Raw genomic sequence first — 24,450 nt, forward strand, 5'->3', positions numbered from 1 at the left:
TTCCCCTTTCATTCCTTGGCTTCGTGACCTTCTCGCTGTCACACCTATATCGTAACGGGCAAAGATAACCATTCTGTAAGAAAAGTGGGAAAAAACGATGATCAAAATATGAAAAAAGTATGACCATGATCATTTTGGTCGGATCATAATCTAGTTCTCCGGCTTAATCCTTGGAAGCCAAATCGTAAAAGTACTGCCCTTCCCAGGCGTGCTCTCCACTCTGCATTTGCCATCATGCAGCTCTACCAGCTCTTTTACAATGGCGAGTCCAAGCCCTGTCCCTTTATTGTTCTTGGAACGTCCCCGATCCACTTTGAAAAAACGTTCCCAGATGCGATCCAGGTCATCTGCTGCAATTCCCATCCCTGTATCGATCACTTGAATCTGTACGTATTCCTCTTCCAGCGAAGCACGCATGCGAATTTCACCTGCAGCCGTAAACTTGAGTGCATTCTTCACCAGATTTTTCAGAATTTGCGCGATCCGGTCCTTATCGGCATAAATTCTCGGCAGCTCGTCCTCTACCTCTACTCCCATGCGAATCCCTTTTTCCTCTGCTTCTTGATGGAAGGAAAAAGCAACCCGATTCATGACATCTGCCACATCGACAGGGAACTTGGCCAGATTTACTTCGTTGTTCTCCAGCTTCATCAAGTCCATCAGGTCATCCACCAAGCGGTTCACTTGCATCGTTTCGGTGTACATCACAGCGTAATACTTCTGTCGCGCCTCTTCTTCCTCTACCAAGCCGTCTTGCAACGCCTCGAGAAAACCTTGGATCGCAGTGAGAGGCGTACGCAATTCATGGGAGACATTCGCCAAAAAATCATTGCGCACTTGCTCCAGATGATGACGCTCCTGCTCTACCTTCTCCAGCTTCTGTGCCATCGTATTGATCGTTTGCGCCAAGTCGTTGATCTCGTCAGACGTATCGACCTGGACGCGCTCTGCGTAATTCCCTCGACCAATTTCAGCCGCTGTTCTCTCAATGGTTCGCAATGGGCGGGAGATTGACCATGACAAATACGAAACCATGATCGTAGAAAGAAGCACCCCAAACAAGGTCGCCCACAGAATCGACTCGCGCATTTGACCAAAGGTTTTCTCAATTCCTTCAATCGGCGCGTGCAAAATAATTCCGCCATAGACGTTTTCGCCCTCGCCCCATGGGACGGAGACTGACAACATCGGGTCATCCAGACCTTCGATTTGCAGCTCGGTTACCGCGCTTTTTCCGTTCAGCACGTTACCCGCGATGGAAACTGCCACGGACTTGCCCGTAAGCATCTCATCCTTCATCGAAGTCGCGACAATTTTTCCTTCCGTATCAAATAACCAGATGCGGGTATCAAATGACTCGTCCAGCATCGCCAGCTTGTCCAAGAGCCTTTTGTTTACTTCATTGCTGTTATGGATAGCGGCATTCACTTTTTTGGCCATCCGCAAAAGCTCTTCTTCTTTAGCATTGTAAATATACTCTTTCGTAAAAAAGGAGAGAACGATCCCTGTAATCCCTAGCCCCACCAAAACGGTAGCCAAAAAGCTGACCAGCAGTCTGCGGTAGATACTTTTCGACATGCCTAGCATCAGTTATCCACCCCAAACTTGTAGCCGATCCCCCAAACCGTTTGAATGCATTCATAAGGGAGCTTATCTAAACGCTGTCTGATCTTTTTAATATGAACATCGATCGTTCGAACATCGCCAAAATAATCAAAGCCCCACACTTGTTCCAGCAATTGCTCCCGCGACCATACACTTCCCGGCGATTTGACGAGTTGAACAAGCAGATCAAACTCCTTCGGGCGAAAGCTCACCTTTTCCCCGGCAACGATCACTTCCCGTTTATCCAGATCGATCGTCAATTGATCAAAAGCAAAGGTCCGAAGCACTGCCTCATCTTCTACTTTTGGCTTTGGCTGCAATCTGCGCATAATCGCGCGGATACGAGCAACGATCTCACGTGGACTAAACGGCTTCGTTACGTAATCATCAGCTCCAAGCTCTAAGCCGAGCACACGATCAAACTCCTCATCCTTTGCCGTCAGCATAATAATCGGTGTATCCCACTTCTTGCGGATTTCCCGGCATGCTTCAAAGCCGTCCAACTGCGGCATCATGACATCGAGAATGACCACATCCGGCTGTTCCTTTTCCATCATCTCAAGAGCTTCTCGTCCATCTGTTGCTACGATGAGCTCGATTTGTTGTTTTTCAAAATAAAGGCGAATAATTTCGCGTACGTTTGGATCGTCATCGGCAACCAAGACTTTCATCGTGGACATAGCCAATAACCTCCCTTCTTTCAAAACGACATAGAATGAAACATGCCGTTCAGACAATTTACGTTTTTCCATGGTAACATACATCACCCGTGTTGTGGACGGATAGAAGTCCTACCCAGCTGGTAAAAGCAGGACAAAAGTTGTTTGCGACAATAAAAAAGCGAGTGGACCTAAAGCCCACTCGCTCTTATTCTTTACTTCGTTTCTCTTACAATCGGGACACTGCGTGTGAGGCTAGCCCACAACAACCCTAACAGTGCGCCTGCAAAAGCTGGCACCAGCCAACCAATTCCTACTTTGTACAGTGGTAATTGTTCCAGAATTGGTGTCAGCGAGTCAATAGACAATCCAAGCTGGGAAGCTCCATCCAACAGACTGATGACAGCCGTTGCCGTAATCGCGCCTACGTATACGGCACGATGTCCATTGAACATCCGATCACAAAACGTCAGCAGCATCAGCACAATCGCCAGTGGATAAATCGCCATCAAGACAGGCACAGAGAAGGTAATCAGCTGCGTCAAGCCTACGTTTGCTACCGCAGCACTGAACGCACACAGGATCACAGCCATTTTCTTGTAGGAGATGCTAGGAATACGACTCGAGAAAAATTGACTGCACGCTGTGACGAGCCCAACAGAAGTGGTGAGGCAAGCAAGCGTTACAGCTGCTCCCAGCAGGAGCGAGCCTAACGGACCGAACAGTTGCAGCACAACCCCGGTTAAGATCTGACCGCCGTTTGCCGATTTCGCAATCGAAACACTCGTCGCTCCCAGATAGCTGAGGGCAAGGTATACGAGTCCGAGACCCGTAGCGGCGAGGATTCCGGCTTTGATCGTGGACCACATCACTTTTTTGCGATCGATGATACCTCTATCCTGAACAGCCGATGTTACTACCAGACCAAATACCATCGCAGCTAATGCATCCAGCGTCAGATAGCCTTCGACAAAGCCTTTGAAGAATGCTGTATCTTGATAGGCGCCTGTCGGTTGTCCCACCTCACCCAAAGGAGAAATGAGTGATTTGACAAACATCAGGCCAATGATGATCAAAAGAGCAGGTGTTAAGATTTTACCGATTCGATCCACCAGCTTGCTCGGGTTCAGACTCAACCAGAAGGTGATAGCAAAATAGACGATCGTGGTCACAAAAAGCGGTACCCAGCTGCCTTTCATGGATTCAGGTAAAAACGGCAACACGCCCATCTCAAAGGTTACTGTACCTGTCCGCGGAATCGCCATGAATGGACCGATCGACAGATAAACAATAAAGGTGAATACGACTGCAAACATCGGATGGACTCTTGAAGCCATCGTTTGCAAATTACCACCAGCCAAGCCTACCGCAATGATTCCCAGTAAAGGCAGACCTACACCAGTAATCAAAAAGCCGACCATCGCGATCCAAACATTATCTCCTGCAGCTTGTCCTAGAGCTGGCGGAAAAATCATGTTCCCTGCTCCAAAGAATAGGGCAAACAGCATCAAACCAATTGTAATTGTTTCTTTCGTTGAAAGTTCTTTCATATGAATCCTCTCAATATTATTTAGTTAAATAAAATTTTCATTAGTATAACTTAAAATTTACTCACTATTCAACCTTTAATTTTTTAAAATTATTGAACTTTTGTTAAAAATGAAAGTTTTTATAGCTCAAATACCTCTTTTCTCTTAATCGCCCCCACTGCTTCCCATACGTACAGACAATAGATACTACGCCATGGAGCCCACTTTTCTCCTAGCTTGCGAATATCGTTTTCATTTGGCTTCGAATTCATTCCATAGAGGTGAACAATTCCATTTCGCAAACCGATGTCAGCAGCTGGCAACAAGTCTGGACGCCCCATCCCAAACATGAGCAGGCACTCTACTGTCCACCGTCCAATTCCTCTAAGCGTAGTGAGGTACGTAATGATTTCCTCGTCACCCATTGTCCATAGTCTTTCCAAATCTACCGTTTCATTCACAATGGCACGGGCGAAATCGATAATATACTCTGCTTTTCGCTGACTAAATTGCAGAGTACGCAAATCCTCCACAGTCAATCTCGCTACCGCGTCAGGAGTCGGAAAAGCGATGATGCCCTCGCCGTTTGGGTTTTCTACTGGGTCGCCAGCCAGTGTAACCAGCCTCTCGGTCAAATTGGCTGCAAAGGTCAGATTGATCTGCTGTCCGATAATCGTCTTGACCATGCATTGAAACAAATCGGTATCTAGCATAAGACGAAGACCGCGAAACCGCTCGGTCAGGATGGCGAGTTCCTTTTCCTCCCTCATCTGCTCGTAAATAACAAATAGATCCAAATCGGCACTAAAAGTACGGCGGATCATTTTTTCTAGCAGCTGTTGGTCTGTCGTGGACAAAATCGCCTGTGTCTCGTAGCGCAATGTGGGTTCTTCCAAGCTGCCCACCAATTGCATATGGACTAGAACAGGCCGTAAGCCGATACGAAAGACGCGCTGTAGGCTATTTTTTTCTTTATTCACACGTATCTGCGTATCTGGATGTGTCTCAAGACGCCGAAGCAACCGGTCAAAAGAATATGGAGGAGTAAGCGAAATAATCGAATAATTCACAAGACTCTCACCTTTCCAGATAAAATAAAAACCTCCGGAGAAACCTCCGAAGGTGTCAAGTATACTTCGCAAAACTTATTTCGTAAACATTCCTTTGAGAACAAATTTTACGTTTGCCGGACTTTCTGCCAAACGGCGCATGAAATATCCATACCAGTCGTTTCCGTACGGTACATAAACACGCATTTTAAAGCCTTCGCGAGCCAAGTCAATTTGGGACTGCGTGCGAATACCATACAACATTTGGAATTCAAACTGTGTGCGCGGGATGCTGTGTTCCTTTTCCAGCTTTTTCACAAAATCAATGATGTTGTCATCATGAGTTGCCACAGCAGCGTACCCGCCGTTCAACAAATGCTGTTTGATGATTTTTTTGTAGTTCTCATCTACATCTGGCTTGTTCGGGTAAGCGACTTCAGGAGACTCCTTGTAAGCTCCTTTTACGAGACGGAAGTTCACTTTTTTGTCCTTCAGGCTGTCGATATCGTCCGATGCTTTGTAGAGATATGCCTGAATAACGGTTCCGACGTTGTCGTACTCTTGCAGCAACTCGTTCAAAATCTCCATGGTCACATGGTTGTGTGCATAGTCCTCCATGTCGATACGAACGAAAATGTTTCCGTTTTTCTTAGCCGAATCCAAAATGCGTCTCATGTTGTCCATGCAGAGCTCACGGCTGATATCCAGACCGAGCGAAGTCATTTTCAACGAAAGATTGCAATCGACACCGGATTGGTGGATCGCTTCCAGCGTTTTGATGCAATAGTCAGCAGACTCGTTTGCTTCCTCTACGCTGAACACGAATTCGCCCAGATGATCCAGCGTGCACACGAGACCTTGCTGGTTCAGCTTGCGTACGGCATTAATTGCCTCCGCAATGGTTTGACCGGATACAAAGCGACTCGCTCCAAAGCGCAGACCCCACTTTTTCGCGGCAGAATTTAAGGTTTTGTTTTTGGATAAAAATAGAAAGAAATCCTTCATAGCTTGTTCCATCGTTGACTGTCTCCTCCTCAACGTACTCTGTCCACTTCTACTAGCATGAATCGTGCCAAGTAATTCTCGTAAGCGCTATCGTGATGTCATTACGACGTTTTCAACACATATGTACATTGTGTGTTTATTCTTGTACACTTCTGATTAGATGTACAACAGGGACGATCCCTTTTCCTGTTAGTTTGGATAAGAGGTGACGATTTGAAACCGTTATTTTCGTTGGACAGTACGCTCTCTTCCTTTGCGATTCCGCTTCCACCTAATATTGTCAAAATACTCACAGATGAAACTGTAGGCGAATGGGTTGATAAAGAACGAAAGGGCAGAGTCGTCATCGTCTCTTCTACAACCACGCTCGAACAATCTATCAGCCACATTCTCGCTGGCCCAGGTGTTTCCGATCTGCCGACACTCGTCCTTGTGGATGAACAAGGAACTCCGACGGGAATGGTCGAGCCATACCAGCTCATGAATGCATTTGTCGTGTTGACCCAAAATCAGTCTGCCCTGCTCAGTACCTTGATGGATACAATGAGCGAGGCCGTCACTATCGTGGACTCCCGCAACGTTGTCCAACACTGGAATCGGGCAGCAGAAACTATTTATGAAATCGATTGCGCCCAAGTCGTCGGAACTTCTCTCGATGAGCACTTCGAAAGTGAATCAATCCGCCTGCTCGATGCCCTGCGTCAAGGGACATCTGTACAACGTGTCTATCATATTCCTCGTCCTGATAGTCATGTACTCATTAATGCGGCACCGATTCGCCGCGAGGGTGAAATTATCGGCGCGATTTCTATTGAACAGGATATTACCGAGTTGGTTCGTCTCAATGAAGAATTAGCACATACGACGGCCCATCTCCACAATTTGCAGCAAGAGATGAGTCGGTTTCAGGCAGCAGACGATCCTTTTTATGCGATCAAGGGGCATTCTGCCTCGATACAATCCGCTATTGGTTCCGCAAAAAAAGTGGCGCAGACGGATGCGACTGTGCTGATTTATGGAGAAAGCGGCGTCGGGAAAGAGCTGTTTGCCAAAGCAATTCATCAGGCAAGTCGCCGACATGAGAAGCCTTTTATCGCGATTAACTGCGGTGCCATTCCTGCTGCTCTGTTCGAAAGTGAGCTGTTTGGTTATCAGGGCGGTGCTTTTACTGGAGCCGAGAAAAAAGGCAAGCCTGGCAAGCTAGAGCTGGCGCATGGCGGGACACTTTTCCTCGATGAAATTGGGGAGCTGCCGCTAGAGTTGCAGGTCAAGCTGCTTCGCGCCTTACAGGAACGACAGTTTTACCGCGTAGGCGGAACGGAGCCGATCACCGTCAACACACGAATTGTAGCGGCGACAAACAGACAGCTGGAGCAAATGGTTGCAGACGGTCGTTTTCGCGAGGACTTGTATTATCGGCTGAACGTCTTTTCTCTGGAAATCCCACCGCTGCGCGAACGACGTGAGGATTTGCCAGAGCTTGTGCAAATTTTCATTCATGAGTATTCCGTGGCCCATGACCACTCCGTACCACGCATCTCTCCCGAGGTCATGCAAGCGTTGTTCGAGTACAATTGGCCGGGGAACATTCGACAGCTTCGCAACGTCATCGAACGTCTGTCGATCCTGCAAGAAAACGGCGTTATTTTGCCTGAGCATCTGCCGTCTGTCATTCGCAGTCACACAGAACCCACACACGTCTCTGTGCACACGCCGATTGGGGGAACGTATGCGCCGCCGACTCTGACACCGCCGTCCATCATACGTCCATCGATTGCGTACCCTTCTCAACCTGCGAACGAAAAAGAGCGCATTCTAGCAGCGTTGGAGCGCACGTACGGAAACAAAAAAGCAGCAGCCGAGCTGCTCGGCGTATCTCGCGGCACCCTTTACAATAAAATGAAGAAGTTCAATATAAATGAGGAGTCTTTCAAATGGGATTGATCACATCGTCCGATGATACGTATCAAATCCATTATGCTGGGGAAACGATTGTCCTTTTGCCTAAGGAATACGCCTTGTTTCAATTTCTGTACACATGGAAAAACCGTGCCTTTTCACGAAGTGATCTGCTGGATCGCGTCTGGTCGCTGGAAGAACCGACAGACCGCACTGTCGACGATCACATTTACCGCTTGCGGAAAAAACTGCAAAAGTGGTCGCATCTGCTCACGATTGATACGGTTCGAGGAGTTGGTTATCGGCTTACGCTAAAAGAGCAGCAATCGCCTAGTCCATCGGTATTGAACAGCGATTTCTCTGAGAACATCCAGAAGATGCTAACCACTTACCATGGCATGGGGATGGGGGCCGCTTTGCAGATGCTTTATGCGAATCAGCAAGTGCTTGGCTTCCAGATGGAACCTTTTTACGCTACCTATTTGCGGTTTGTTGTCGGTGACTTCAGCTGGTTTATCGAAGATCAAGCTACACCTAAGTCAGACAAACTGTTTTATTGGTTCCATTTGTACCATATGACACAATTGGACTCACAAAAGACAATAGAAGTTTTTGAATGGGCAATGAGAAATCTGGAAAGCATGCCTGCTACTTTTCAGGATGAGATGAAAATCAATGCAGTCGGTGTATACACTCATGCAAAGCAATGGGAGCGAGCCCAAAAACAGCTGTTACCCGCAAGAGAGGTTGTCGAACGAGTCAATTCACCCGGCTTCCAACTCTTTCTTCAATCGGAAGAAGCCTTCCTGTATCTACTGATGGGTCAGGTGAATGAAGCGGAGGAAGTGATTCAACGCTCAAATGACATCTTGCAGACACTCCCTATGCAGCGTGAGCTCGGCAGCTTCACCATTGCTCGCGGGCTTTGCTTGTACCATCGACAGGAGATTACCAAAGCGCGCCGCGTGGTCGACGAAGGCATGGAAGTCGTCCGTGCCACCAAGTTCGTCCCTCACCTGATTTATGCCATACAAAGTATTTTGTTGTTCTTCAGGAACTTCGGCTACGATGCAGAATGGGAGCGCAAATACCAGAAAATCTGGACGGAATTATCCGAAGAGTACCAGTTTGATTACTTGCAGAAAAAGATTCGTGCCATCATCTCATCAACTATCTGATATTCCTCTGACAAATCCCTTTTATCATCGAGTTAACAGATCGATGGAGGGATTTTTTTGTTAAAAGAAAATAGAAAGTTTCGCACGCTGTTCATCTCTTACGGACTGTCTACGCTTGGCGATTGGTTTGATTTTATTGCGGTATCCATCCTATTGGGTTTTGTGTGGAAGGTTGATCCGATGACGATGGCTCTCCTGCCCGTTGCCTATGCAGCTCCAAGCATTTTGCTCGGGCAGTTTGCCGGGGTGCTTGCAGACCGCGTGAACAAGGTACGTATGATCATGACGATGAATATCATTCAGGCTGCCCTCACTCTACTCCTGCTTGCCATGCCTACTCCGTTCTGGTTCCTGGTAGTCATTGCCCTGCGTTCAAGTGCCTCTGTCTTCAATGATCCAGCGCAACAGACCTTGACGCGTCAAATCGTACCTGAGAATCAATTGTTACAAGCCTCTGCTTTGAATGGAGCCGTATACCAGATGGGGAAATTGATCGGACCACTTGCCGGAGGATTGGTAGCGGCCGTTTTTGCACCCGCCATTTGTCTAATGATTAATGCTTCGACCTTCCTTCTCTCTACTGGATTTCTGTTCACGATTCGTAAAGTGGAGAATACGTTGACTCGTACATTCGTAGAAGAGCAGCCTCTCCCTTACCGTCAAGCATGGCAAGAGGGCTGGCGCATCTTTTTACAAAACCGTGTCTTGTTGTTCAGCACGATCTTCGCAACCGTTACCTCGTTGGCGATTCAGTTGGCGGATACACAGTTTCCCGTGATCTTCCGCGAGAAGCTGCCCGACAATCCGGAAATGCTCGGGTTTACGGTCAGTGTCATTGGATTAGGCGCACTTGTCACCGTCACCTTGCTACATCGCTTAAAAGAGATTCCTTCCTACGGGTGGGTGCTGGGCGGTGGCGTTTTGCTCATTGGAATTAGTTTTTCGTGGATTGGACTTTTCCAGCCGGGATATGGCATGTATTGGCTGTTGATTCCCGCAATATTGGCTGGAGTCGGAACAGGTCTGACTTCGGTCGGCGCCAATTATCTAGTACAAAAAGAAAGCCCCCCGCAAGCACTGGGCCGCGTGAGGGGAATTATCGATTCATTGACGAGCGCCACTTTCATTATTGCTCCGTTGCTCGGTGGCGTCATTATGACCATCTGGGGTCCAAACACTGCTTTTTTATGGGTCGGAATGTTAATCGCTGCGATTGGCGGAGGCGCTGTCCTCTTACAACAATGGATTTGGGGGAAACGAACAAATGACGTGGCTGTTGCTACCGCTACGGCTGGATCGGAACGAGTCGGATAATTTTATCGTCCCCTTCTCTCGGATCTCCACGACCATCACGGTTGTTGGTCAACAAATAAAGTGTGCCGCCTTTTCCTTCGACCACATCGCGCAATCGTCCAAACTCGTCTTGGAACAAAGTAGCAGTCTCCAATACCGTATCAGGTCGAGTAGCGTCTAAGCTAATTTTTTGAAGCTGCTTACCCCTGAGGTTCGCTACGAGCAGTTGTCCTTTCCACGGCCCTTTGGATACAAACGTCATGCCAGAAGGAGCCCATGTCGTATCACCGCTTTGCAGGAGGGGGGTTTTCATCCCCTCTTTTTGCTGTTCACCGGAAATGACCGGCCAGCCGTAATTTGCGCCCGGCTCGATCCGATTGATCTCATCATGTGCAATCTGGCCGTGCTCTGAGCTGTAGAGTATCCCGGTATCCGGATACCATGCGATGCCTTGCGGGTTGCGATGTCCATAGCTATATACAGGTGAGCCGGAAAAAGGATTGTCGGCAGGAATGGTTCCATCCAGATTAATGCGCAAAATTTTTCCGGCGAGACTTGCCCGATCTTGCGCAAGCATTGGCTCATGCGCATCGCCTGTCGTAATATATAGACGCTGATCCGGACCAATTTTGATCCGTCCTCCGTTGTGGATCGAGCTTCCCGGGATTTTGTCGAGGAGTACCTTATCAATCTGTGCTGCATGGTTTACTTCTCGTAGTCGCAGGACACGATTGAAAGTAGCCTCTCCCTCTTTGTATGTATGGTAAACGTACAAGTAGTGGTTATTCACAAAATCGGGATCGAGCACAAGGCCCAACAGCCCGCCTTCTCCCTCGCTTATGAACGGGGCAGGGAATGAGATGAGCGGTTCCGGAAGCAGCTTGCCTGACTGAATCACTCGCACTCTTCCTGGTCGCTCTGTGAAAAAGATCCGACCATCCGCGGCTATATCCATGGCCCAAGGTACATCTAATTGATCAGCCACTACCACCATCCGATATGGAAGAGACTGTTGAGTTGGCTGCGATACTGTTGTAGGATTCGCTTCGCAAGCCACAACCGGCATACTCAAGATCAAGGTAAGCACACACAGCATCCATTTTTTCCACATCTCACGTTTTCCTCCCTGTGCGATTTGTCCAGTAGGAACCAGGAAGCATTTTAGACAAAGTTTCGCTAATGCACGCTTATGTTCCTCTTGGCTTCGCAAAAAATCTATCTGGATGTCCTCCAGCAGTTGTGCCGGGGCCGAAGCCCGGTGACATGTTTTCCAGTCGCCTGTATCCTCTCTTCTTTCGGGCGGTCTCCTTCCAAACATATCACCGTGTTCCCACAGCTGAGGTGGACGTCCAGTTTTAGATCGTTTGCTTGGTTAGCCATGAAGTCTTTTCCGGTTTTTCTTTGCAAGTTCATCTCTTTGATGCCTTTTCAAATGCGAATGAAGCCGCGTGGGAAGAAGCGGATTTCCAGTCCAAGCGCCTCTGGAGCCCATCTCAGCGAAGGAATGTATGTCGGGGGTTTTCAGCCTCACCCTCTGAAAATTCATCCTCGAACATCTACTTTTGAGGCGCTCCCGACATTCATTCCGTAGCGGACAGTCCCCGCCTCCCCGCAGGGCGTAGGCCGAAGCGTAGACTGGAAATCCGCTTCTTCCCTCCCCTACAGCTACTCCAATCTCACTGCCAAAAAAGCAAAAAAAAATTGGTCCCCATTGAACCAATTCACGAAAAGACCTACTCGATATTCACTTGTCTTCGTTCCTCGATTTGCCGATGCAAAATGTACTTTCGCAAATTGTGAAAATGACGTGCATTGATTCCTTTGATCGTACAGCCGTAAAAACAGTTCGGTCCCTCTATTCGTTCATGAATGATAACCAGGTCAGTTTTCACTACCCCATCCGGGCGATTGCGACCATACAATTCAAAAGAAAAGACAATTTGCTGATCCGCAGGAATCTGTTTATCTGAGCGGAATGCCAAGCCTCCCAGGCTCAAATTCACCAAGTACACCATTTGACTATAAACGGAAAAAAATGAGTCTGGTTCCTGCGTCGGATACTGGATCCATCCCTTAACCTCCATGTCGAAACGGGGATAGCGTCTGCGCTGTTCCCGAAACTCAGTAGCTGTTGGAGAGTGGAACAAAAACAAGCGATTTTTGTCTTTAGCCACGACCACGGCTTCAAACGTATTGATCGTTTCATAATCAGCCGTCAATAGACAAGGGATCTGATCCCCTACAGTGACATCCAATGGGCTGGGAAATACGGCTTCGATCAAGTCCCCTTCTTCATAGGTAACATGACCTTCTATCACTCGATTCCCTTTTCTAATTTGTATTATGCTTTCCATCTGCGTTCTCCACCACTTCGCACAAATATATTACCGGGATTTCCGAAATCTTTACCTGGATGCTTTTCGCGGAAAATAAGGTATAATGGGAACATTGACAGATAGGAGGTTACAGACCGATGAATCGTTATCAATTGGTAACACTGGCTTTGGCATTTTTGGTAACCGCCTGTCTCATCGGAGTTGGCATTGCCATTGGGGAAAAAAGCCCCCTCGGTATCCTTGGCTGTATCGTTGTTGCCTTCTCGTTGATGGGATTTGGCTTTTCGTACAAGCGCAAGCATATGCGCTAACCTCTTCTCCGTTATCGCCGTACAAGCAAACTGTTCACATAAAATAGGACAGAGGGCAAGCCCTTAGCCTGCTTCAGCAGTTGTCTAGCGATAGTATAAATGTGTGGCTGGCTCCGATTTACCTTGCGATCCGCGAGATAAAACGCGACTAGCCCGTCCACGATCATACGGTGAAATGCAGGATTTGGCAAGCGTTTAACGCTTGCCTTTGCTTGTTCTATGAAAAGCTTCAAGCGTTCAGTCGCTATTCGTTCCGAATCGTAATAGCTCACGAAGTTTAAATCTCCACCCATTTTATCTTCTTCCAGGTCAATTAAATAGTCTAATAAAATATGTAACCCGCACAGCCACGGAAAGTAAGCTTCGCTTACCGTTTGAATTTGCTCTTCCTTTACATCTGGATCAGTCGCCAAGCAAAAAAGAGCGAATATCCCGATGGTCGAGCCTGTGACAGCCGCAAATTCTTGCCAGTACAATTCGTGATAGCGTTCTTTGTACTGATCCCACCACGTCAACAAGTGATCCTCGCGCAACTGGGGATCAATGTGCTTGTATACTTGTAAATCGCTATACAAACAAGAAAACTCGAGTATCTTTGTCTGGATTTTTTCATAGGCTGGCAATTGTGCGACATGCTGTTGACAGGTCTGAACCAGCCCAGCCAAAAAGCCGCCGTCATCCTTATCCTCACGGTACAAATAATAATCTCGCAAGGGCGCGCCTGGTGTCAGTGCATCCTGCATCGACACGTGAAGCTGACGGAAGTCTTCCGGGTCTAGTGACGTGCTGCGATCACACAGATTATCCAAGTAGTCACTAATTGTTTGGTAGGCGACAATCAGCGGGACAATTGTCTCTACATGCGGGATGACCTGTGCTGCATAAACACATCCCCCTTGGCAGTGAAACTTTTTGGAGTTCATGCTGTCTTGTGCCTGTTTTCTCAGCTCGGGATTGGGAATCGCCTGCGCTCTTTTGTACCAAGCCGCAAACTCTCGCTCCAGAACAGGTTGCACATGACGATAGACTCGGTAAAGTAGCTGCCATGGATTACGTAGTTCGCTCACTTATTTCCCTCCCAAAACAAATGTAAAACGGAGGCATTCCAAAGCTTTTACCAGCTTACATCGAAGCCCTCGCTCATGACCAATAGAAATATCTTATCACATTTGGATGCCTACTCCAAAAGTCAGCCCTGAAATACACCAATTCGCCTTTTTGACTCCATATAGAGTACAAAAATAAACTTTTTGGTATTGATACGAGTAGAAGAGATCGTCATTTCCATCTGATTCTCAAGCTCCAGCATGCGTTTTCGCACCTCAGTAAAATCGAAGAACGTGGTCGCATAGCTCTCGAATTTGGGATTACTGTAGTCGGTCAGCCCAAGGGAAGCCAAATGAGTTAATGCCTGATAGATGGCTCTGCGAACTCGCTGCTCAGCGGCCTTTGTTTCCTTTTGGATCAGGACAGTCACTCCCTTTCCCAGCTTGCGGGCAGCAATTGCCCAAAAAATATCGCGTAAAGGTGGGAGATTCACTTCCCCATCCATTTCCTTCTCCCAGCGATACAGCCACTCCATCATGTCGAGTAAATCTTTGCTGCCTTTTTGGCTAATCATCCCCAGTTCAGTTAAGAGAAACCGTGCGGAAGACAAGATGCCCTTTTCAGGATACGATGCTTCTTTGGTAAGAGCTGCCGTTATGTTAATACTGCCGGACAAGACGGAAAGTGACCGCTGAATACCCTCGATGGATTGCTGCAGCAATATGCGTTCCCGTACCTTTTGCAGAACACTGATGACCTCCAGTCGATTCACCGGTTTGGTCACGTAGTATTCGATCCCTGTCGCATACGCCTCAGCGATCATCTCCTTCGTTTCGATTTGCGAGATCATGACAATTTTGCCTGTAAAACGCCTTAACTGGCGCACTGTTTCAATGCCATCTCGTTTCGGCATCAAAAGATCAATCAACAAGATGTCTACTTGCTTCCAATTCAAAAAATCGTGGTCAATTTGTGAGCCATCCTCCGCTTCCCCACATACCTCTCCCAAATCAGCATCCTCAATCATTTGACCGAGCATGAATCGAATCCCAGGATCGTCGTCCACGATGAAGTAGCGCATTAGGTCACCCTTTCTGAATCAGAGTTGCGATTGGCAGGCGAATGCAAAATTGTGTTGTTTGTCCGTATGAGTCCTCGACTAAATCAATCATTCCTTGGATACTGTCTGTCACTTCCTTAACGTATGATAGCCCAATCCCCGTGGAAGGCCTGCCTGATACGTCGTATTTGGTAGTGAATCCAGGCATGAACAAGAGCTCCTTGTCCTTCACCACAATACCTGGCCCATCATCGGTTACAACAAAATGAATCCACTCCCGACTCTCGTCAATCGAAGCAACGATCGATACCATCCCCCGGTCGCGGATGGCTTCGACACTGTTGCCGACTAGATTGTTGATGAGTGAGAGTGTCGTGTAAATGTGGCAAGCGAGATACGGCACCTCCACATTCGTTTCAAACTGAATGTCCTTCTCCAACAGTCTCGCGTACTTTCGTTGGCCCTGAACAATGATCGCTATTAATTCGCCCAGTGGCATATAGTCTCGTTCTTTCTCGTCAGAAATCAGCTTGGAGAGGCCTGCATATATGCGTTGATTGTCCTTTTTCACTTCATGCACTTGTCCGGCAAGGGACAGCAGCCGCTTCGCGTATCGCTTGCTCGTCCCATCCTTATGTTCCACCTCGTCCATCTCACGATACAGCTCATAGCAGTTACGCGTGATATCCTCAACCTGATGCAATGTCTTTTTTAGAAGAACAGATTCCTCGTACAAATTGGAGATGAGCATCAACATCTGTTCGTTTCGATTACGCTGTTGCTTTTCCATCCATTTCGCCTGACGCAGCTGAATCATATTGAAAAAACTAAGGACAAAAAAACTACGTATCAATGCAATGACAGCAATCGGCCCTACGACCTCCAGCTGAAAGACTCCCTCCCAGGACACAGCACGAAAGGACAGCTCTACCAAATTGGCTGCTATTTCTGCGCCCGTCCCCAACATTCCCACCCAAAGCGGTCGATGATGTAGTGTATTAACGCGAAAGAGCGAGAAAAGACAAGCAAAGGTAACGTAATAGCAAAAGGCGGGGAAGTGCATCTGAAGAGAAGACAGAACCGAAAAGACATCTTCATATAAGAAATCCAAGACTATTCGAAATAGAACAACAATTATTCCTGTAACTATTCCTGCCAAGAAAGAAGGACGTAGCCACAATAAAAAAAAGAAAAAAGCCGTTGTACCAAAGCTAATGCGAAAATCATCTTGAAACGGGTGAAATTTGAGCTCCCCGGCAATCGGGACAGCAATGAGCATAAGCAGCAGGATCGAAAAATTCTCTCTCATAAAATGTTGCCCGCACTTCCTCATATGAAATTGTTCAAAAAATCGTTAACGTTTATTTCTTAGTTTACTATATTTTTCTATAGAATTTTGTAGTTTTTTATAGACCTCCCCTTACAATGCCAAAGAAAGCTATATAAACAGAATTTTTAGACTAAGGGGGAATTATCTTGAAGAAGCGTCATTTTCTTCTCTCGCTCACACTACTTCTGTCCATGTCGCTCATGACGGCATGTGGTGGCGGCAACTCTACACAAGGAGGTGCAGGTGGAGGAAGCGCCGATCCCTCCCAACTAATTATTGCAACAGGCGGTACAGGCGGCACCTATTTCCCACTCGGTGGTGGCATGGCTGACCATATCACGAAAAACGCTGGCATCACTGCTACAGCACAAGCCACAGGCGCTTCAGCTGAAAACATTCGCCTCATTCGCGATAAAAAGGCGGACCTCGCCTTCACGCAAAACGACATTGCCGAGTATGCGTCAAAGGGAACGAACATGTTCCAGCAAGACGGTAAAATTGATTCCTTCCAAGCATTGGGCGCTCTCTACGATGAAACCATCCAAATCGTCGTCTCTGCTGACAGCAATATTAAAAGCGTTGCCGATTTGAAAGATAAGCGCGTATCCGTAGGCGCTCCGGGAAGCGGCACAGAAGTGAACGCTCAGCAAATTTTGGAAGCATATGGAATGACCTTTGAAGATACCAAGCTCCAGCGCCTCTCGTTTGCTGACTCCGCCAAAGCCATTCAGGACGGTCAATTGGATGCCGCCTTCCAAACTGCCGGTACGCCTACCGCAGCAATCACGGAGCTAGCCGCGACAACTGGTGTAAAAATCATTCCAATTGACGCGGACAAAATCGATGGAATCATCGCCAAATACCCTTACTACGTGAAAACAACGGTCCCTGCCAATACGTACCAAACCGTTCCGGAAGAAGTGACCACCGTCTCCGTCAAATCAATGCTTTTGATTCGCTCCGATCTCAGTGAAGACCTCGTGTACAAAGTAACAAAGGCGATCTTTGAGAACAGCGACAAGCTCGGTCACGCCAAAGCCAAGGAAATCAAGCTAGAGAACGTAAAGAACGGCGTCAGCATCCCTGTTCATCCGGGTGCCCAAAAGTACTTTGACGAAAAAGGCGTGAAGTAGAGCCAGATGGTTTTTATCCAGACAGTAACAAAGGGAAGAGGGCGGACGCTGTTCCGCCTTTTCTCCTTCTCTCTTCTCGTCATTGTCATTTATGCGGGCATCTCCACTCCGCTGATTCCCGCCCTGGTTATCCGGGATACACGGTCGAATCAGGTAGTTTGGAGTGCCAATATCCAGGATGAAGCAGCCTTTGGCATCCGCTGGACTCATTCCATTCATCGCTCCACAATCGAGGAGCAATACCGGATTGTAGACGGTCAAATTATTTTGTCAGAGATGAGCTTTCACGACTACGGTATCGGCATGGAAAATGAATTGGCTCCTGGCGAGGAGCTGGTTCTGGCCGATGGACGATTTCATATTCGCAATATGCAGCGCTCTTTTCCTGCCCTACGGCTATTTATCGGGCAAGTACGGGCTAATCATACGTTGCTTTTCGCTGGACAGGACATTCCGTTGAGCTTGATCGATAAGCCAGGAGAAGCCATCACGATTCAAGCAGAAAAGCGATCCATTCTGAGCGAGTTAGGAGGTTACTAGATGAGTACAACAACGAATATGAACCAGAAAGAGATGGATAAGCTGATCGCGCAATACGACAAGGAATCAGCCACACGCCAGCTCGCGGGTCCCATGAAGTGGATCTCTTTTGGTCTACTTGTCCTCTTCTCCCTGTACCAGTTATCCAGCACGCTTTTCTTCACGCTGCCTCCCCAGATTCATCGTCCGATCCACTTGGCCTTCGGACTGGCACTTGTCTATCTGTTATATGCGGGGACTTCCAAAGGCAACCATAACAAAATCGGAATCGTGAACATGATTCTCGCCCTGTTAGGTGTTTTTGTATCACTGTATTGGGTCATTGACTACGAAGGACTCGTGACCCGAACAGGTAACTATACGACGATGGATATGGTGGTCGGCGGTATTGCCACCGTGCTCGTCCTAGAGGCTGCACGACGAGTCGTCGGAATCCCAATTGCTCTAATCGCCACTATTTTTCTTTTATACACCTACTTCGGACCTTACATGCCAGGCTTTTTGGAGCATCGCGGCAGTGATGTCGAGCGGATTATCGGGCACAGCTACTACACACTAGAGGGTATTCTCGGTACTCCGCTCGCCGTTTCCTCTACCTTTATCTTTTTGTTTGTGCTGTTTGGCGCCTTTCTCGAAAAAACAGGGGTCGGTGATTATTTTAACGATTTGTCGCTGGTCATTGCAGGTAGACGAATCGGCGGTCCTGCGAAGGTGGCCGTTTTTTCCAGCGCCCTGCAAGGGACGATTAGCGGCAGTTCTGTTGCCAATGTAGTTACCTCCGGCGCCTTTACCATCCCGATGATGAAACGGCTCGGCTATCGTTCCGAATTTGCCGCGGCAGTGGAAGCCTCGTCCTCTACTGGTGGACAAATCATGCCGCCTGTCATGGGGGCTGCTGCCTTTTTGATGGCGGAGTTCATCGGCGTTCCTTACTTGGAAATCGCCAAATCTGCGATTCTTCCTGCGATTTTATTTTTCGTGGGCATCTGGATTATGACGCACTTCGAAGCAAAACGACTCGGGTTGCGCGGCCTCTCGAAGGAAGAATTGCCGAACAAAAAAGAAGTTTTGAAAAAAATGTACTTGCTCCTCCCCATCGTGATCATTATTACAGCCTTGATGATGAACATATCAGCCGAGCGCTCCGCGATTATCGGCATCGTCTCCACTATTATCGTGGGCGCCTTCCGCAAAGAAACCCGCATGTCTATTGCTGATATTTTAGAAGCACTTGCCTCAGGTGCCAGAATGGCTCTCGGTGTCGTGGCCGCAACTGCGTGTGCCGGAATCATCGTTGGTACGATTACGTTGACTGGGATCGGATTAAAGCTGGCAAACGGTTTGATTGATCTGGCTGGCGGTCAGCTTTTCCTTACCCTGTTCTTCACGATGATCGCATCGCTTATCTTGGGCATGGGAACACCTACGACGGCGAACTACATTATCACTTCTACCATCGCTGCCCCGGCGCTTATTCAATTGGGAGTGCCTGATATCGCTGCGCACATGTTTACGTTCTATTTCGGAATCGTTGCAGACATCACGCCGCCGGTTGCGCTTGCTGCCTTCGCCGCATCAGGCATTGCCAAGTCAAAACCGATCAAAACAGGTGTAGAATCCACGCGGCTATCGATTGCCGCCTTTATGGCTCCCTATATCTTCGTCGTTTCACCAGCCTTGCTCTTGATTGATACCACCTTTTTGGAGTCGATTTGGGTGATGTTTACCTCTACGATTGGAATGATCGGCGTGGGGGCAGGGTTGATCGGCTACTGGATGTCCAGACTCAACGTTTTAGAGCGTATCCTCGCTTGTGTAGGCGGTGTGCTCGCCGTCATCCCTGGAATTACAACAGACATTCCCGGCTTTATTTTGCTCGCGCTCGTATTCGCATTATCGTATTACAAAGCACGTAAGCAAAAACAATCTATACAAACGACGATGTAAGAAAACAAGCAAAAGCCCTCCCAAGCATTCGTTTCCTGTTACCAGGAAGTTCTCTTGCCTAGGAGGGTTTTCTTCGTTTATTCTTCTTGTCCGTCTCGAATGATTTTGGTCCAGCCGTCTACTTGCTCCACACGACGTTCCTTCATCAGCTTGCCGAGTGCCCGCTTGAAGCTGGACTTACTCATTTGGAATTTTTCACGGATGACATCCGCTTCTGTCGAATCGGTATAAGGCATCGCCCCATCACGATTGATCAAATAGCGCAGCAGCTTGTCCGCATCTTCGCCATACTGTACTTCCTTGCGCTCTTTCATAGAACCGTTCAGACGGCCATCCTCACGAACAAAGCTGATGCGGCAGCACACAGTTTGTCCGAGGCGCAGACGCCCCACCATTTCATCACGATGAATGAAGAGGATATGCTCGTCCTCCGTCAACAAGAATGCACCTGCTTGAATCAATTTGTAGACCGTACCTTCGACAGACTTGTTCTTCATACTCTGATCTGCCATTGCTGCGATCTTGACGATTTCGTTTTCAGTGACCGGCTTTGCCAAGAGTCTGCCGAGCTTGTCTTGCTTCAGCGCTACTAGCATTTGATCCTTGGGACGCGGCCATTCATCGCTATGCTTAGGCAGGTCATCGATGAACAAGAGCAGATCCTTGTTAATGCCGTTGTCCAGGAATACACCCATGCGCGAAGAAATGTCCACTACTTCCAACCAGCCGTATTCACCCATGCCGACATGAGGCATGTCCATGGTCGCAGCCAGTCGGTTCTCGTGATCATGGTACAAAAACACTTCGACCTCATCATCGATATGTAAACGTTCGTGCGCTTCATTGGCATGAAGAAACACTTCATCTTTGCCATCGCTCAAAAAATAGCCGATTTCCGTTTTTCGCGCTACCGTCATGGTAAGCGTCATCCCTGCCGCCAAATTTCCGTTCTGAATGATTTGGGGCTCACGCTTTTCACGCATTTGTCTTTTGTACATATGTATTTTTTCCTCGCTCTCTACCATTGTGCACACTAACTATACCCATCCCCCGCAAGAAAATACCACAACTTTTTTCTAACAAAATAACGATGCGTAACGAAATAGGCAAGTCTTCCATTCACAGACATACATATGACAGTAAGACTGGCTTGGCCCTACTTTTTCAAGACTGGAGTGACTCTTGCCTATGCTGTTGTTGCTTGAACATATTTTTCTCGGCATTGTACAAGGCTTGACTGAATTTTTACCGATATCAAGCACGGGTCATCTCGTCCTGTTTCGCAAAATGTTTGGCATGCAGGAGGTAGGCCTTTTATTTGACACGATGCTTCATTTCGGTACGCTGATCGCTGTCGTTATCGTCTTTTGGCCACAGGTTCGTTTTATCATCATGAATCCAATGAGCAAGCTGACAAAGCTATTGGTCGTAGGCACGATCCCTACAGCAGTAATCGGACTCGCCTTTGAAGATTATTTTGAAGAAATCTCGCAGACAGGCATTACGATCGGGTGGGAATTTCTTGCGACAGGCGCGATCCTCTGGGCGGTGGAGTCCATGCGCCGTGGAAATCGAAGATTCGAGGAAATCAACTACACGGACGCCCTCATCATCGGGACACTGCAAGGTGCTGCGATCCTGCCTGCTATTTCCCGCTCAGGACTGACGATTGCTGGCGCTCTCATGCGCGGAATCGACCGTGCTGACGCTGCGCGCTTTTCGTTTTTAATATCCTTGCCCGCGATTCTGGGTGCTTGTGTCTTGCAAACAGCCAAGCTCGTAGAAACACCGCTTGAAACAGCTTTATTGATCCCGATGCTCGTGGGCACCATGTTTGCCGGACTAGCTGGATATGTAGCCATTCGCTGGATGCTTACAATCATCAGTACAGGCTCGATGAAGGGCTTCGCTATCTACGTCTGGGTATTGGGTGGATTAATTTTACTCATGCAACTCTTGGGCTGGTAATGCGAAAAAAGCCGGCTGCTTGCTCGCCGGCTTTCATCTGCTTTCTTCCTTGTCTGGATAACGGCTGGCAATTAATTTGCCTACCAATAAAATAATGCCGTAGAACGCTGTTGCCAAAAGCGAGGTAGCCAGCCACGTCGCCGTCCCCAGCACCAGATAGAGCGCGGCGTGAGCAACAAAGATACCTACCAGCCACACCATAATGTTCATTCGATTAAAAAATGTCATCAAACTACGCAATTACCTCGCACCTCCACCATTCCATTTACTACTGTTATAGCCGATGAAACGGTGTTTTATCCCCTTACCGCTCTCCAAGATCAGGATGAGGCACAATAACCGCAAAGCCTGCTCGCTCCAAAATTTCTGCCAGTACCGAAAGAGGCGTGTCGGCAACCTCTCTGTACATTTTCGGCGTATGCAGATGGATCGCATCAGGAAAGTCTTCACTTAGATTCGTTCGCAATTTTTTCCCGCTGTCATCTTCATCGGTAAAAAGATATACCTCTTCTGCATCTTCCGTTTGGGCGAGCAACTTCTCCCCTTTTTCCAAGCTGTAGGAACCGTATGTACAAAGAATGGTGACAGGCTCAGCTAGCACCCGAAGCAAGCGTTCTTTGTCTGTCTTCCCCTCAACGATCATGACACACCCTGCCATCCGCTCCCCTCCTTCTTGACACGCCATTTTTATTTAGTATACCTCAACTGCCATCTAGGAAAATGAGGATGACTACTCCCCTTCGAAACAAGACATCTTAAGGAAGCATCCATTACCAAACAGGGGGTAGTAACATGTCCAAATTCAAAAGCGCCAAAAACCTGAATCAAAAAGGATTAGCCGTAGCAGGACTAACCAGCAGTACGGTTGCGGATGATACGCATACCGAAGACAACCAAGGATCTTCCTATCAGCATCAACACAACAACGAAAATAGGAAGAATCAAAAATAAAAGGAATGAAATGGTTGCCTGGATAGAGTTTCCTTAGTAAGATAGTTTTATGAATATTGAACAACTTGAACTAACCGAAAAGCGAATCAAGATTTTTAAAGCGTTGGCAGATGAGACAAGACTAGCCATTTTAAAGACCTTGTATCATTCCGGCAACGAGCTGAATTGTACAGAAGTGGGCTTTACCTGCGACACTTCCAAGTCAAATGCCTCCTATCATTTCAAGACACTTCGAGAGGCAGGACTGATCAAAGTCAGAAAGGATGGACAAGCACGGTACATGAGCATATATAAAGAAACCTTCAATCAAATACTGCCTGGCTTTTTAGATACCTTGTGATTGGTATCCTTTTTTTACGCATTAGTTCAAAAGTTATTTAACTATATAATTATAAAACAAAGAGGAGAGTTTTTTATGGAGCGCCTATTTTTGATGATCTTTTTCTTCACCATGTTTTTGATCGGTACGAATACATTTATCATTAGCCCACTGCTGCCAACCTTGCGAGAGTTATATCACGTATCCACGAACCAGGCAGCCTGGCTGATCGGAACTTATGCTCTCGGATTTGCATTGGCCGCTTTAGTCGCCGGTCCGCTATCAGATAATCGAAACAGGAAACATGTGATGGCAGTCGGTATGCTTGGATTTGCACTTTCCACACTTGCATGCGCCTTTGCACCTGGTTTCACCGCGATGCTCTTCTTTCGTTTTCTTGCCGGGACCTGCTCTGCCTTTATCGGTCCTCAAGTGTGGGCTGCCATTCCTGTTTTGTTTCCCCCGGCTCGTATCGGAAAAGCTATGGGGATTGTCATGGCAGGTCTTTCGGTTTCCCAAGTGATCGGTGTACCTATAGGCAGTTTTCTGTCAGCTTATCATTGGTCGTTTCCTTTTTTGGCTGTTGGAATTGCTTCTCTTGGAGCTTTTGTACTCATAATCCGAAAACTTCCTGATTTATTGCCTCCTCCCCCCATAGACGGACTTGGAACAAACAACGCCCGAGTGGCTATTTTTGCACGTTACAAGGATCTGTTGCGACTGCCACAAGCTTCACGCAGCTTTATCGGCTATTTCGTTTTCATGACGGGTGTCTATGCGGTCTTTTCATTCTATGGCGTATGGCTTTCCGATCAATATCAGCAATCCGTTACCGAAATTGGCTTGATCACTTTAGTTATCGGGCTTGGCAACACCGTTGGCAGCTTACTCAGCGGTTGGTTACTCGAGCGTTGGAAGAGAAATACGATTTTGACCGTTGGGTTTCTGGGCAGCGCCCTGCTCTATCTTGTTTTGCCTTACATACCGGGAGTCGGCTTTTTGCAGGTTGTCCTCTTCTTCATGTACTGCTTCGGCGGTGTACTCGTGCCTGTCCTGATGGGTTACTTGCAATCATTGTCCGACACCTCGCGCGGTACCATATCGAGCTTGGCCAACGCTTGCATGTACATAGGGACTTTCATTGCCTCTTCTTTCGCAGGCAGTTTGTATTCTCTTTTTGGTTTCGTAGGTGTCAGCACCTTCGCCACCTTCACTTTTCTTATCGCCTATATTCTCTTTGTTTTGAGGACTGGTAAATTAAATGTAACCGCACGAGCATGAGTCCTTTACT

At 47.7% G+C, this 24,450-nt stretch carries 24 protein-coding genes; 11 read left to right on the plus strand and 13 right to left on the minus strand.

Annotated elements, in window-relative coordinates; translation table 11 throughout:
• Window positions 1–150 precede the first annotated feature (150 nt).
• The 5 genes from HP399_RS26330 to HP399_RS26350 all read right to left on the minus strand — a co-directional run bounded on the left by HP399_RS26330 (window position 151) and on the right by HP399_RS26350 (window position 5,859).
• On the minus strand, window positions 151–1,587 hold the full coding sequence (locus HP399_RS26330) for a sensor histidine kinase (RefSeq protein WP_173618106.1): 1,437 nt from the start codon (window positions 1,585–1,587) through the stop codon (window positions 151–153).
• On the minus strand, window positions 1,587–2,285 hold the full coding sequence (locus HP399_RS26335; RefSeq protein WP_304502534.1) for a response regulator transcription factor: 699 nt from the start codon (window positions 2,283–2,285) through the stop codon (window positions 1,587–1,589). Before HP399_RS26335 ends, HP399_RS26330 begins: the two co-directional genes overlap by 1 nt.
• Before the next feature lie 194 nt (window positions 2,286–2,479).
• Window positions 2,480–3,814, minus strand: coding sequence for a branched-chain amino acid transport system II carrier protein (brnQ, locus tag HP399_RS26340; protein ID WP_173618107.1), 1,335 nt, complete (start codon window positions 3,812–3,814; stop codon window positions 2,480–2,482).
• Between the two features lie 119 nt (window positions 3,815–3,933).
• Complete coding sequence (locus tag HP399_RS26345) at window positions 3,934–4,863, minus strand: DNA-3-methyladenine glycosylase family protein (protein WP_173618108.1); 930 nt, start codon at window positions 4,861–4,863, stop codon at window positions 3,934–3,936.
• A gap of 75 nt (window positions 4,864–4,938) precedes the next feature.
• Entirely contained in the window at window positions 4,939–5,859 is a 921-nt protein-coding gene (locus HP399_RS26350; RefSeq protein WP_173618109.1) for a proline dehydrogenase family protein, read from the minus strand.
• 201 nt (window positions 5,860–6,060) lie between these two features.
• On the opposite strand from HP399_RS26350, the gene HP399_RS26355 reads away from it, so the two are divergent.
• The 3 genes from HP399_RS26355 to HP399_RS26365 are packed head-to-tail and all read left to right on the plus strand — an operon-like array spanning window position 6,061 to window position 10,238.
• A complete protein-coding gene (locus HP399_RS26355; protein WP_173618110.1) occupies window positions 6,061–7,791 on the plus strand; it encodes a sigma-54 interaction domain-containing protein in 1,731 nt (576 codons plus the stop codon).
• Window positions 7,782–8,924, plus strand: a complete 1,143-nt coding sequence (locus tag HP399_RS26360) for a winged helix-turn-helix domain-containing protein (RefSeq protein WP_173618111.1) — start codon at window positions 7,782–7,784, stop codon at window positions 8,922–8,924. Before HP399_RS26355 ends, HP399_RS26360 begins: the two co-directional genes overlap by 10 nt.
• 57 nt (window positions 8,925–8,981) lie before the next feature.
• Complete coding sequence (locus HP399_RS26365) at window positions 8,982–10,238, plus strand: MFS transporter (RefSeq protein ID WP_173618112.1); 1,257 nt, start codon at window positions 8,982–8,984, stop codon at window positions 10,236–10,238.
• On the opposite strand, the gene HP399_RS26370 is transcribed toward HP399_RS26365, so the two are convergent.
• Both HP399_RS26370 and HP399_RS26375 read right to left on the minus strand, forming a co-directional pair.
• Complete coding sequence (locus tag HP399_RS26370; protein ID WP_173618113.1) at window positions 10,210–11,328, minus strand: PQQ-dependent sugar dehydrogenase; 1,119 nt, start codon at window positions 11,326–11,328, stop codon at window positions 10,210–10,212. The genes HP399_RS26365 and HP399_RS26370 overlap by 29 nt on opposite strands.
• Window positions 11,329–11,950: 622 nt before the next feature.
• Window positions 11,951–12,571 (minus strand): PilZ domain-containing protein, encoded by a 621-nt coding sequence (locus tag HP399_RS26375; protein WP_173618114.1) that lies wholly within the window; start codon window positions 12,569–12,571, stop codon window positions 11,951–11,953.
• Window positions 12,572–12,690: 119 nt separating this feature from the next.
• Here HP399_RS26375 and HP399_RS26380 point away from each other — a divergent pair, with 119 nt between their 5' ends.
• A complete protein-coding gene (locus HP399_RS26380; protein WP_007722723.1) occupies window positions 12,691–12,864 on the plus strand; it encodes a YlaF family protein in 174 nt (57 codons plus the stop codon).
• Window positions 12,865–12,875: 11 nt separating this feature from the next.
• Here the strand turns inward: HP399_RS26380 and HP399_RS26385 are convergent, their stop codons facing one another.
• The 3 genes from HP399_RS26385 to HP399_RS26395 form a co-directional block, all read right to left on the minus strand.
• On the minus strand, window positions 12,876–13,931 hold the full coding sequence (locus tag HP399_RS26385; protein ID WP_173618115.1) for a tetraprenyl-beta-curcumene synthase family protein: 1,056 nt from the start codon (window positions 13,929–13,931) through the stop codon (window positions 12,876–12,878).
• Window positions 13,932–14,053: 122 nt separating this feature from the next.
• Window positions 14,054–14,992 (minus strand): response regulator, encoded by a 939-nt coding sequence (locus HP399_RS26390; protein WP_173618116.1) that lies wholly within the window; start codon window positions 14,990–14,992, stop codon window positions 14,054–14,056.
• 4 nt (window positions 14,993–14,996) lie between these two features.
• The gene (locus HP399_RS26395; RefSeq protein ID WP_228088364.1) at window positions 14,997–15,938 is read right to left on the minus strand and encodes an ATP-binding protein; all 942 of its coding nucleotides are present in this window, start codon (window positions 15,936–15,938) and stop codon (window positions 14,997–14,999) included.
• A gap of 509 nt (window positions 15,939–16,447) precedes the next feature.
• Between HP399_RS26395 and HP399_RS26400 the strand changes: the two genes are divergently transcribed.
• Genes HP399_RS26400 through HP399_RS26410 form a run of 3 tightly spaced genes read left to right on the plus strand, consistent with a single transcriptional unit; the run spans window position 16,448 to window position 19,921 of the window.
• A complete protein-coding gene (locus HP399_RS26400) occupies window positions 16,448–17,434 on the plus strand; it encodes a TAXI family TRAP transporter solute-binding subunit (RefSeq protein WP_173618118.1) in 987 nt (328 codons plus the stop codon).
• 6 nt (window positions 17,435–17,440) lie between these two features.
• Complete coding sequence (locus HP399_RS26405) at window positions 17,441–17,974, plus strand: DUF1850 domain-containing protein (protein WP_173618119.1); 534 nt, start codon at window positions 17,441–17,443, stop codon at window positions 17,972–17,974.
• Entirely contained in the window at window positions 17,975–19,921 is a 1,947-nt protein-coding gene (locus tag HP399_RS26410; RefSeq protein WP_173618120.1) for a TRAP transporter permease, read from the plus strand. It begins immediately after the preceding gene.
• Window positions 19,922–19,998: 77 nt separating this feature from the next.
• Here HP399_RS26410 and HP399_RS26415 read toward each other — a convergent pair whose 3' ends face one another.
• Window positions 19,999–20,919 (minus strand): CvfB family protein, encoded by a 921-nt coding sequence (locus tag HP399_RS26415; RefSeq protein WP_173618121.1) that lies wholly within the window; start codon window positions 20,917–20,919, stop codon window positions 19,999–20,001.
• A gap of 190 nt (window positions 20,920–21,109) precedes the next feature.
• On the opposite strand from HP399_RS26415, the gene HP399_RS26420 reads away from it, so the two are divergent.
• Window positions 21,110–21,889: an undecaprenyl-diphosphate phosphatase gene (locus HP399_RS26420; protein WP_173618122.1), complete on the plus strand. Its 780-nt coding sequence runs from the start codon at window positions 21,110–21,112 to the stop codon at window positions 21,887–21,889.
• Between the two features lie 33 nt (window positions 21,890–21,922).
• Here HP399_RS26420 and HP399_RS26425 read toward each other — a convergent pair whose 3' ends face one another.
• Both HP399_RS26425 and HP399_RS26430 read right to left on the minus strand, forming a co-directional pair.
• Entirely contained in the window at window positions 21,923–22,129 is a 207-nt protein-coding gene (locus HP399_RS26425; RefSeq protein ID WP_017250027.1) for a hypothetical protein, read from the minus strand.
• Between the two features lie 64 nt (window positions 22,130–22,193).
• A complete protein-coding gene (locus HP399_RS26430) occupies window positions 22,194–22,547 on the minus strand; it encodes a toprim domain-containing protein (protein ID WP_173618123.1) in 354 nt (117 codons plus the stop codon).
• A gap of 134 nt (window positions 22,548–22,681) precedes the next feature.
• On the opposite strand from HP399_RS26430, the gene HP399_RS26435 reads away from it, so the two are divergent.
• From HP399_RS26435 to HP399_RS26445, 3 genes are all read left to right on the plus strand, one after another.
• Complete coding sequence (locus tag HP399_RS26435) at window positions 22,682–22,840, plus strand: hypothetical protein (RefSeq protein WP_017250025.1); 159 nt, start codon at window positions 22,682–22,684, stop codon at window positions 22,838–22,840.
• Between the two features lie 49 nt (window positions 22,841–22,889).
• Window positions 22,890–23,180 carry an ArsR/SmtB family transcription factor gene (locus HP399_RS26440; RefSeq protein WP_173618124.1) on the plus strand — a complete coding sequence of 97 codons (291 nt, stop codon included), beginning with the start codon at window positions 22,890–22,892 and terminating at the stop codon, window positions 23,178–23,180.
• A gap of 75 nt (window positions 23,181–23,255) precedes the next feature.
• Window positions 23,256–24,440: an MFS transporter gene (locus HP399_RS26445; protein ID WP_173618125.1), complete on the plus strand. Its 1,185-nt coding sequence runs from the start codon at window positions 23,256–23,258 to the stop codon at window positions 24,438–24,440.
• The last annotated feature ends 10 nt before the right edge of the window (window positions 24,441–24,450 follow it).

It is taken from the genome of Brevibacillus sp. DP1.3A (genome assembly GCF_013284245.2).
Classification (GTDB): Bacteria; Bacillota; Bacilli; order Brevibacillales; family Brevibacillaceae; genus Brevibacillus.

What these genes read in the sequence shown, in the direction of transcription:
- HP399_RS26330 (WP_173618106.1), bottom strand. Translation starts at nt 1,587, where the DNA reads ATGCTAGGCATGTCGAAAAGTATCTACCGCAGACTGCTGGTCAGCTTT.
- HP399_RS26335 (WP_304502534.1), bottom strand. Translation starts at nt 2,285, where the DNA reads ATGTCCACGATGAAAGTCTTGGTTGCCGATGACGATCCAAACGTACGC.
- brnQ (WP_173618107.1), bottom strand. Translation starts at nt 3,814, where the DNA reads ATGAAAGAACTTTCAACGAAAGAAACAATTACAATTGGTTTGATGCTG.
- HP399_RS26350 (WP_173618109.1), bottom strand. Translation starts at nt 5,859, where the DNA reads ATGGAACAAGCTATGAAGGATTTCTTTCTATTTTTATCCAAAAACAAA.
- HP399_RS26360 (WP_173618111.1), top strand. Translation starts at nt 7,782, where the DNA reads ATGGGATTGATCACATCGTCCGATGATACGTATCAAATCCATTATGCT.
- HP399_RS26370 (WP_173618113.1), bottom strand. Translation starts at nt 11,328, where the DNA reads ATGTGGAAAAAATGGATGCTGTGTGTGCTTACCTTGATCTTGAGTATG.
- HP399_RS26375 (WP_173618114.1), bottom strand. Translation starts at nt 12,571, where the DNA reads ATGGAAAGCATAATACAAATTAGAAAAGGGAATCGAGTGATAGAAGGT.
- HP399_RS26380 (WP_007722723.1), top strand. Translation starts at nt 12,691, where the DNA reads ATGAATCGTTATCAATTGGTAACACTGGCTTTGGCATTTTTGGTAACC.
- HP399_RS26390 (WP_173618116.1), bottom strand. Translation starts at nt 14,992, where the DNA reads ATGCGCTACTTCATCGTGGACGACGATCCTGGGATTCGATTCATGCTC.
- HP399_RS26395 (WP_228088364.1), bottom strand. Translation starts at nt 15,938, where the DNA reads ATGTTGGGGACGGGCGCAGAAATAGCAGCCAATTTGGTAGAGCTGTCC.
- HP399_RS26405 (WP_173618119.1), top strand. Translation starts at nt 17,441, where the DNA reads ATGGTTTTTATCCAGACAGTAACAAAGGGAAGAGGGCGGACGCTGTTC.
- HP399_RS26410 (WP_173618120.1), top strand. Translation starts at nt 17,975, where the DNA reads ATGAGTACAACAACGAATATGAACCAGAAAGAGATGGATAAGCTGATC.
- HP399_RS26415 (WP_173618121.1), bottom strand. Translation starts at nt 20,919, where the DNA reads ATGTACAAAAGACAAATGCGTGAAAAGCGTGAGCCCCAAATCATTCAG.
- HP399_RS26420 (WP_173618122.1), top strand. Translation starts at nt 21,110, where the DNA reads ATGCTGTTGTTGCTTGAACATATTTTTCTCGGCATTGTACAAGGCTTG.
- HP399_RS26430 (WP_173618123.1), bottom strand. Translation starts at nt 22,547, where the DNA reads ATGGCAGGGTGTGTCATGATCGTTGAGGGGAAGACAGACAAAGAACGC.
- HP399_RS26435 (WP_017250025.1), top strand. Translation starts at nt 22,682, where the DNA reads ATGTCCAAATTCAAAAGCGCCAAAAACCTGAATCAAAAAGGATTAGCC.
- HP399_RS26440 (WP_173618124.1), top strand. Translation starts at nt 22,890, where the DNA reads ATGAATATTGAACAACTTGAACTAACCGAAAAGCGAATCAAGATTTTT.
- HP399_RS26445 (WP_173618125.1), top strand. Translation starts at nt 23,256, where the DNA reads ATGGAGCGCCTATTTTTGATGATCTTTTTCTTCACCATGTTTTTGATC.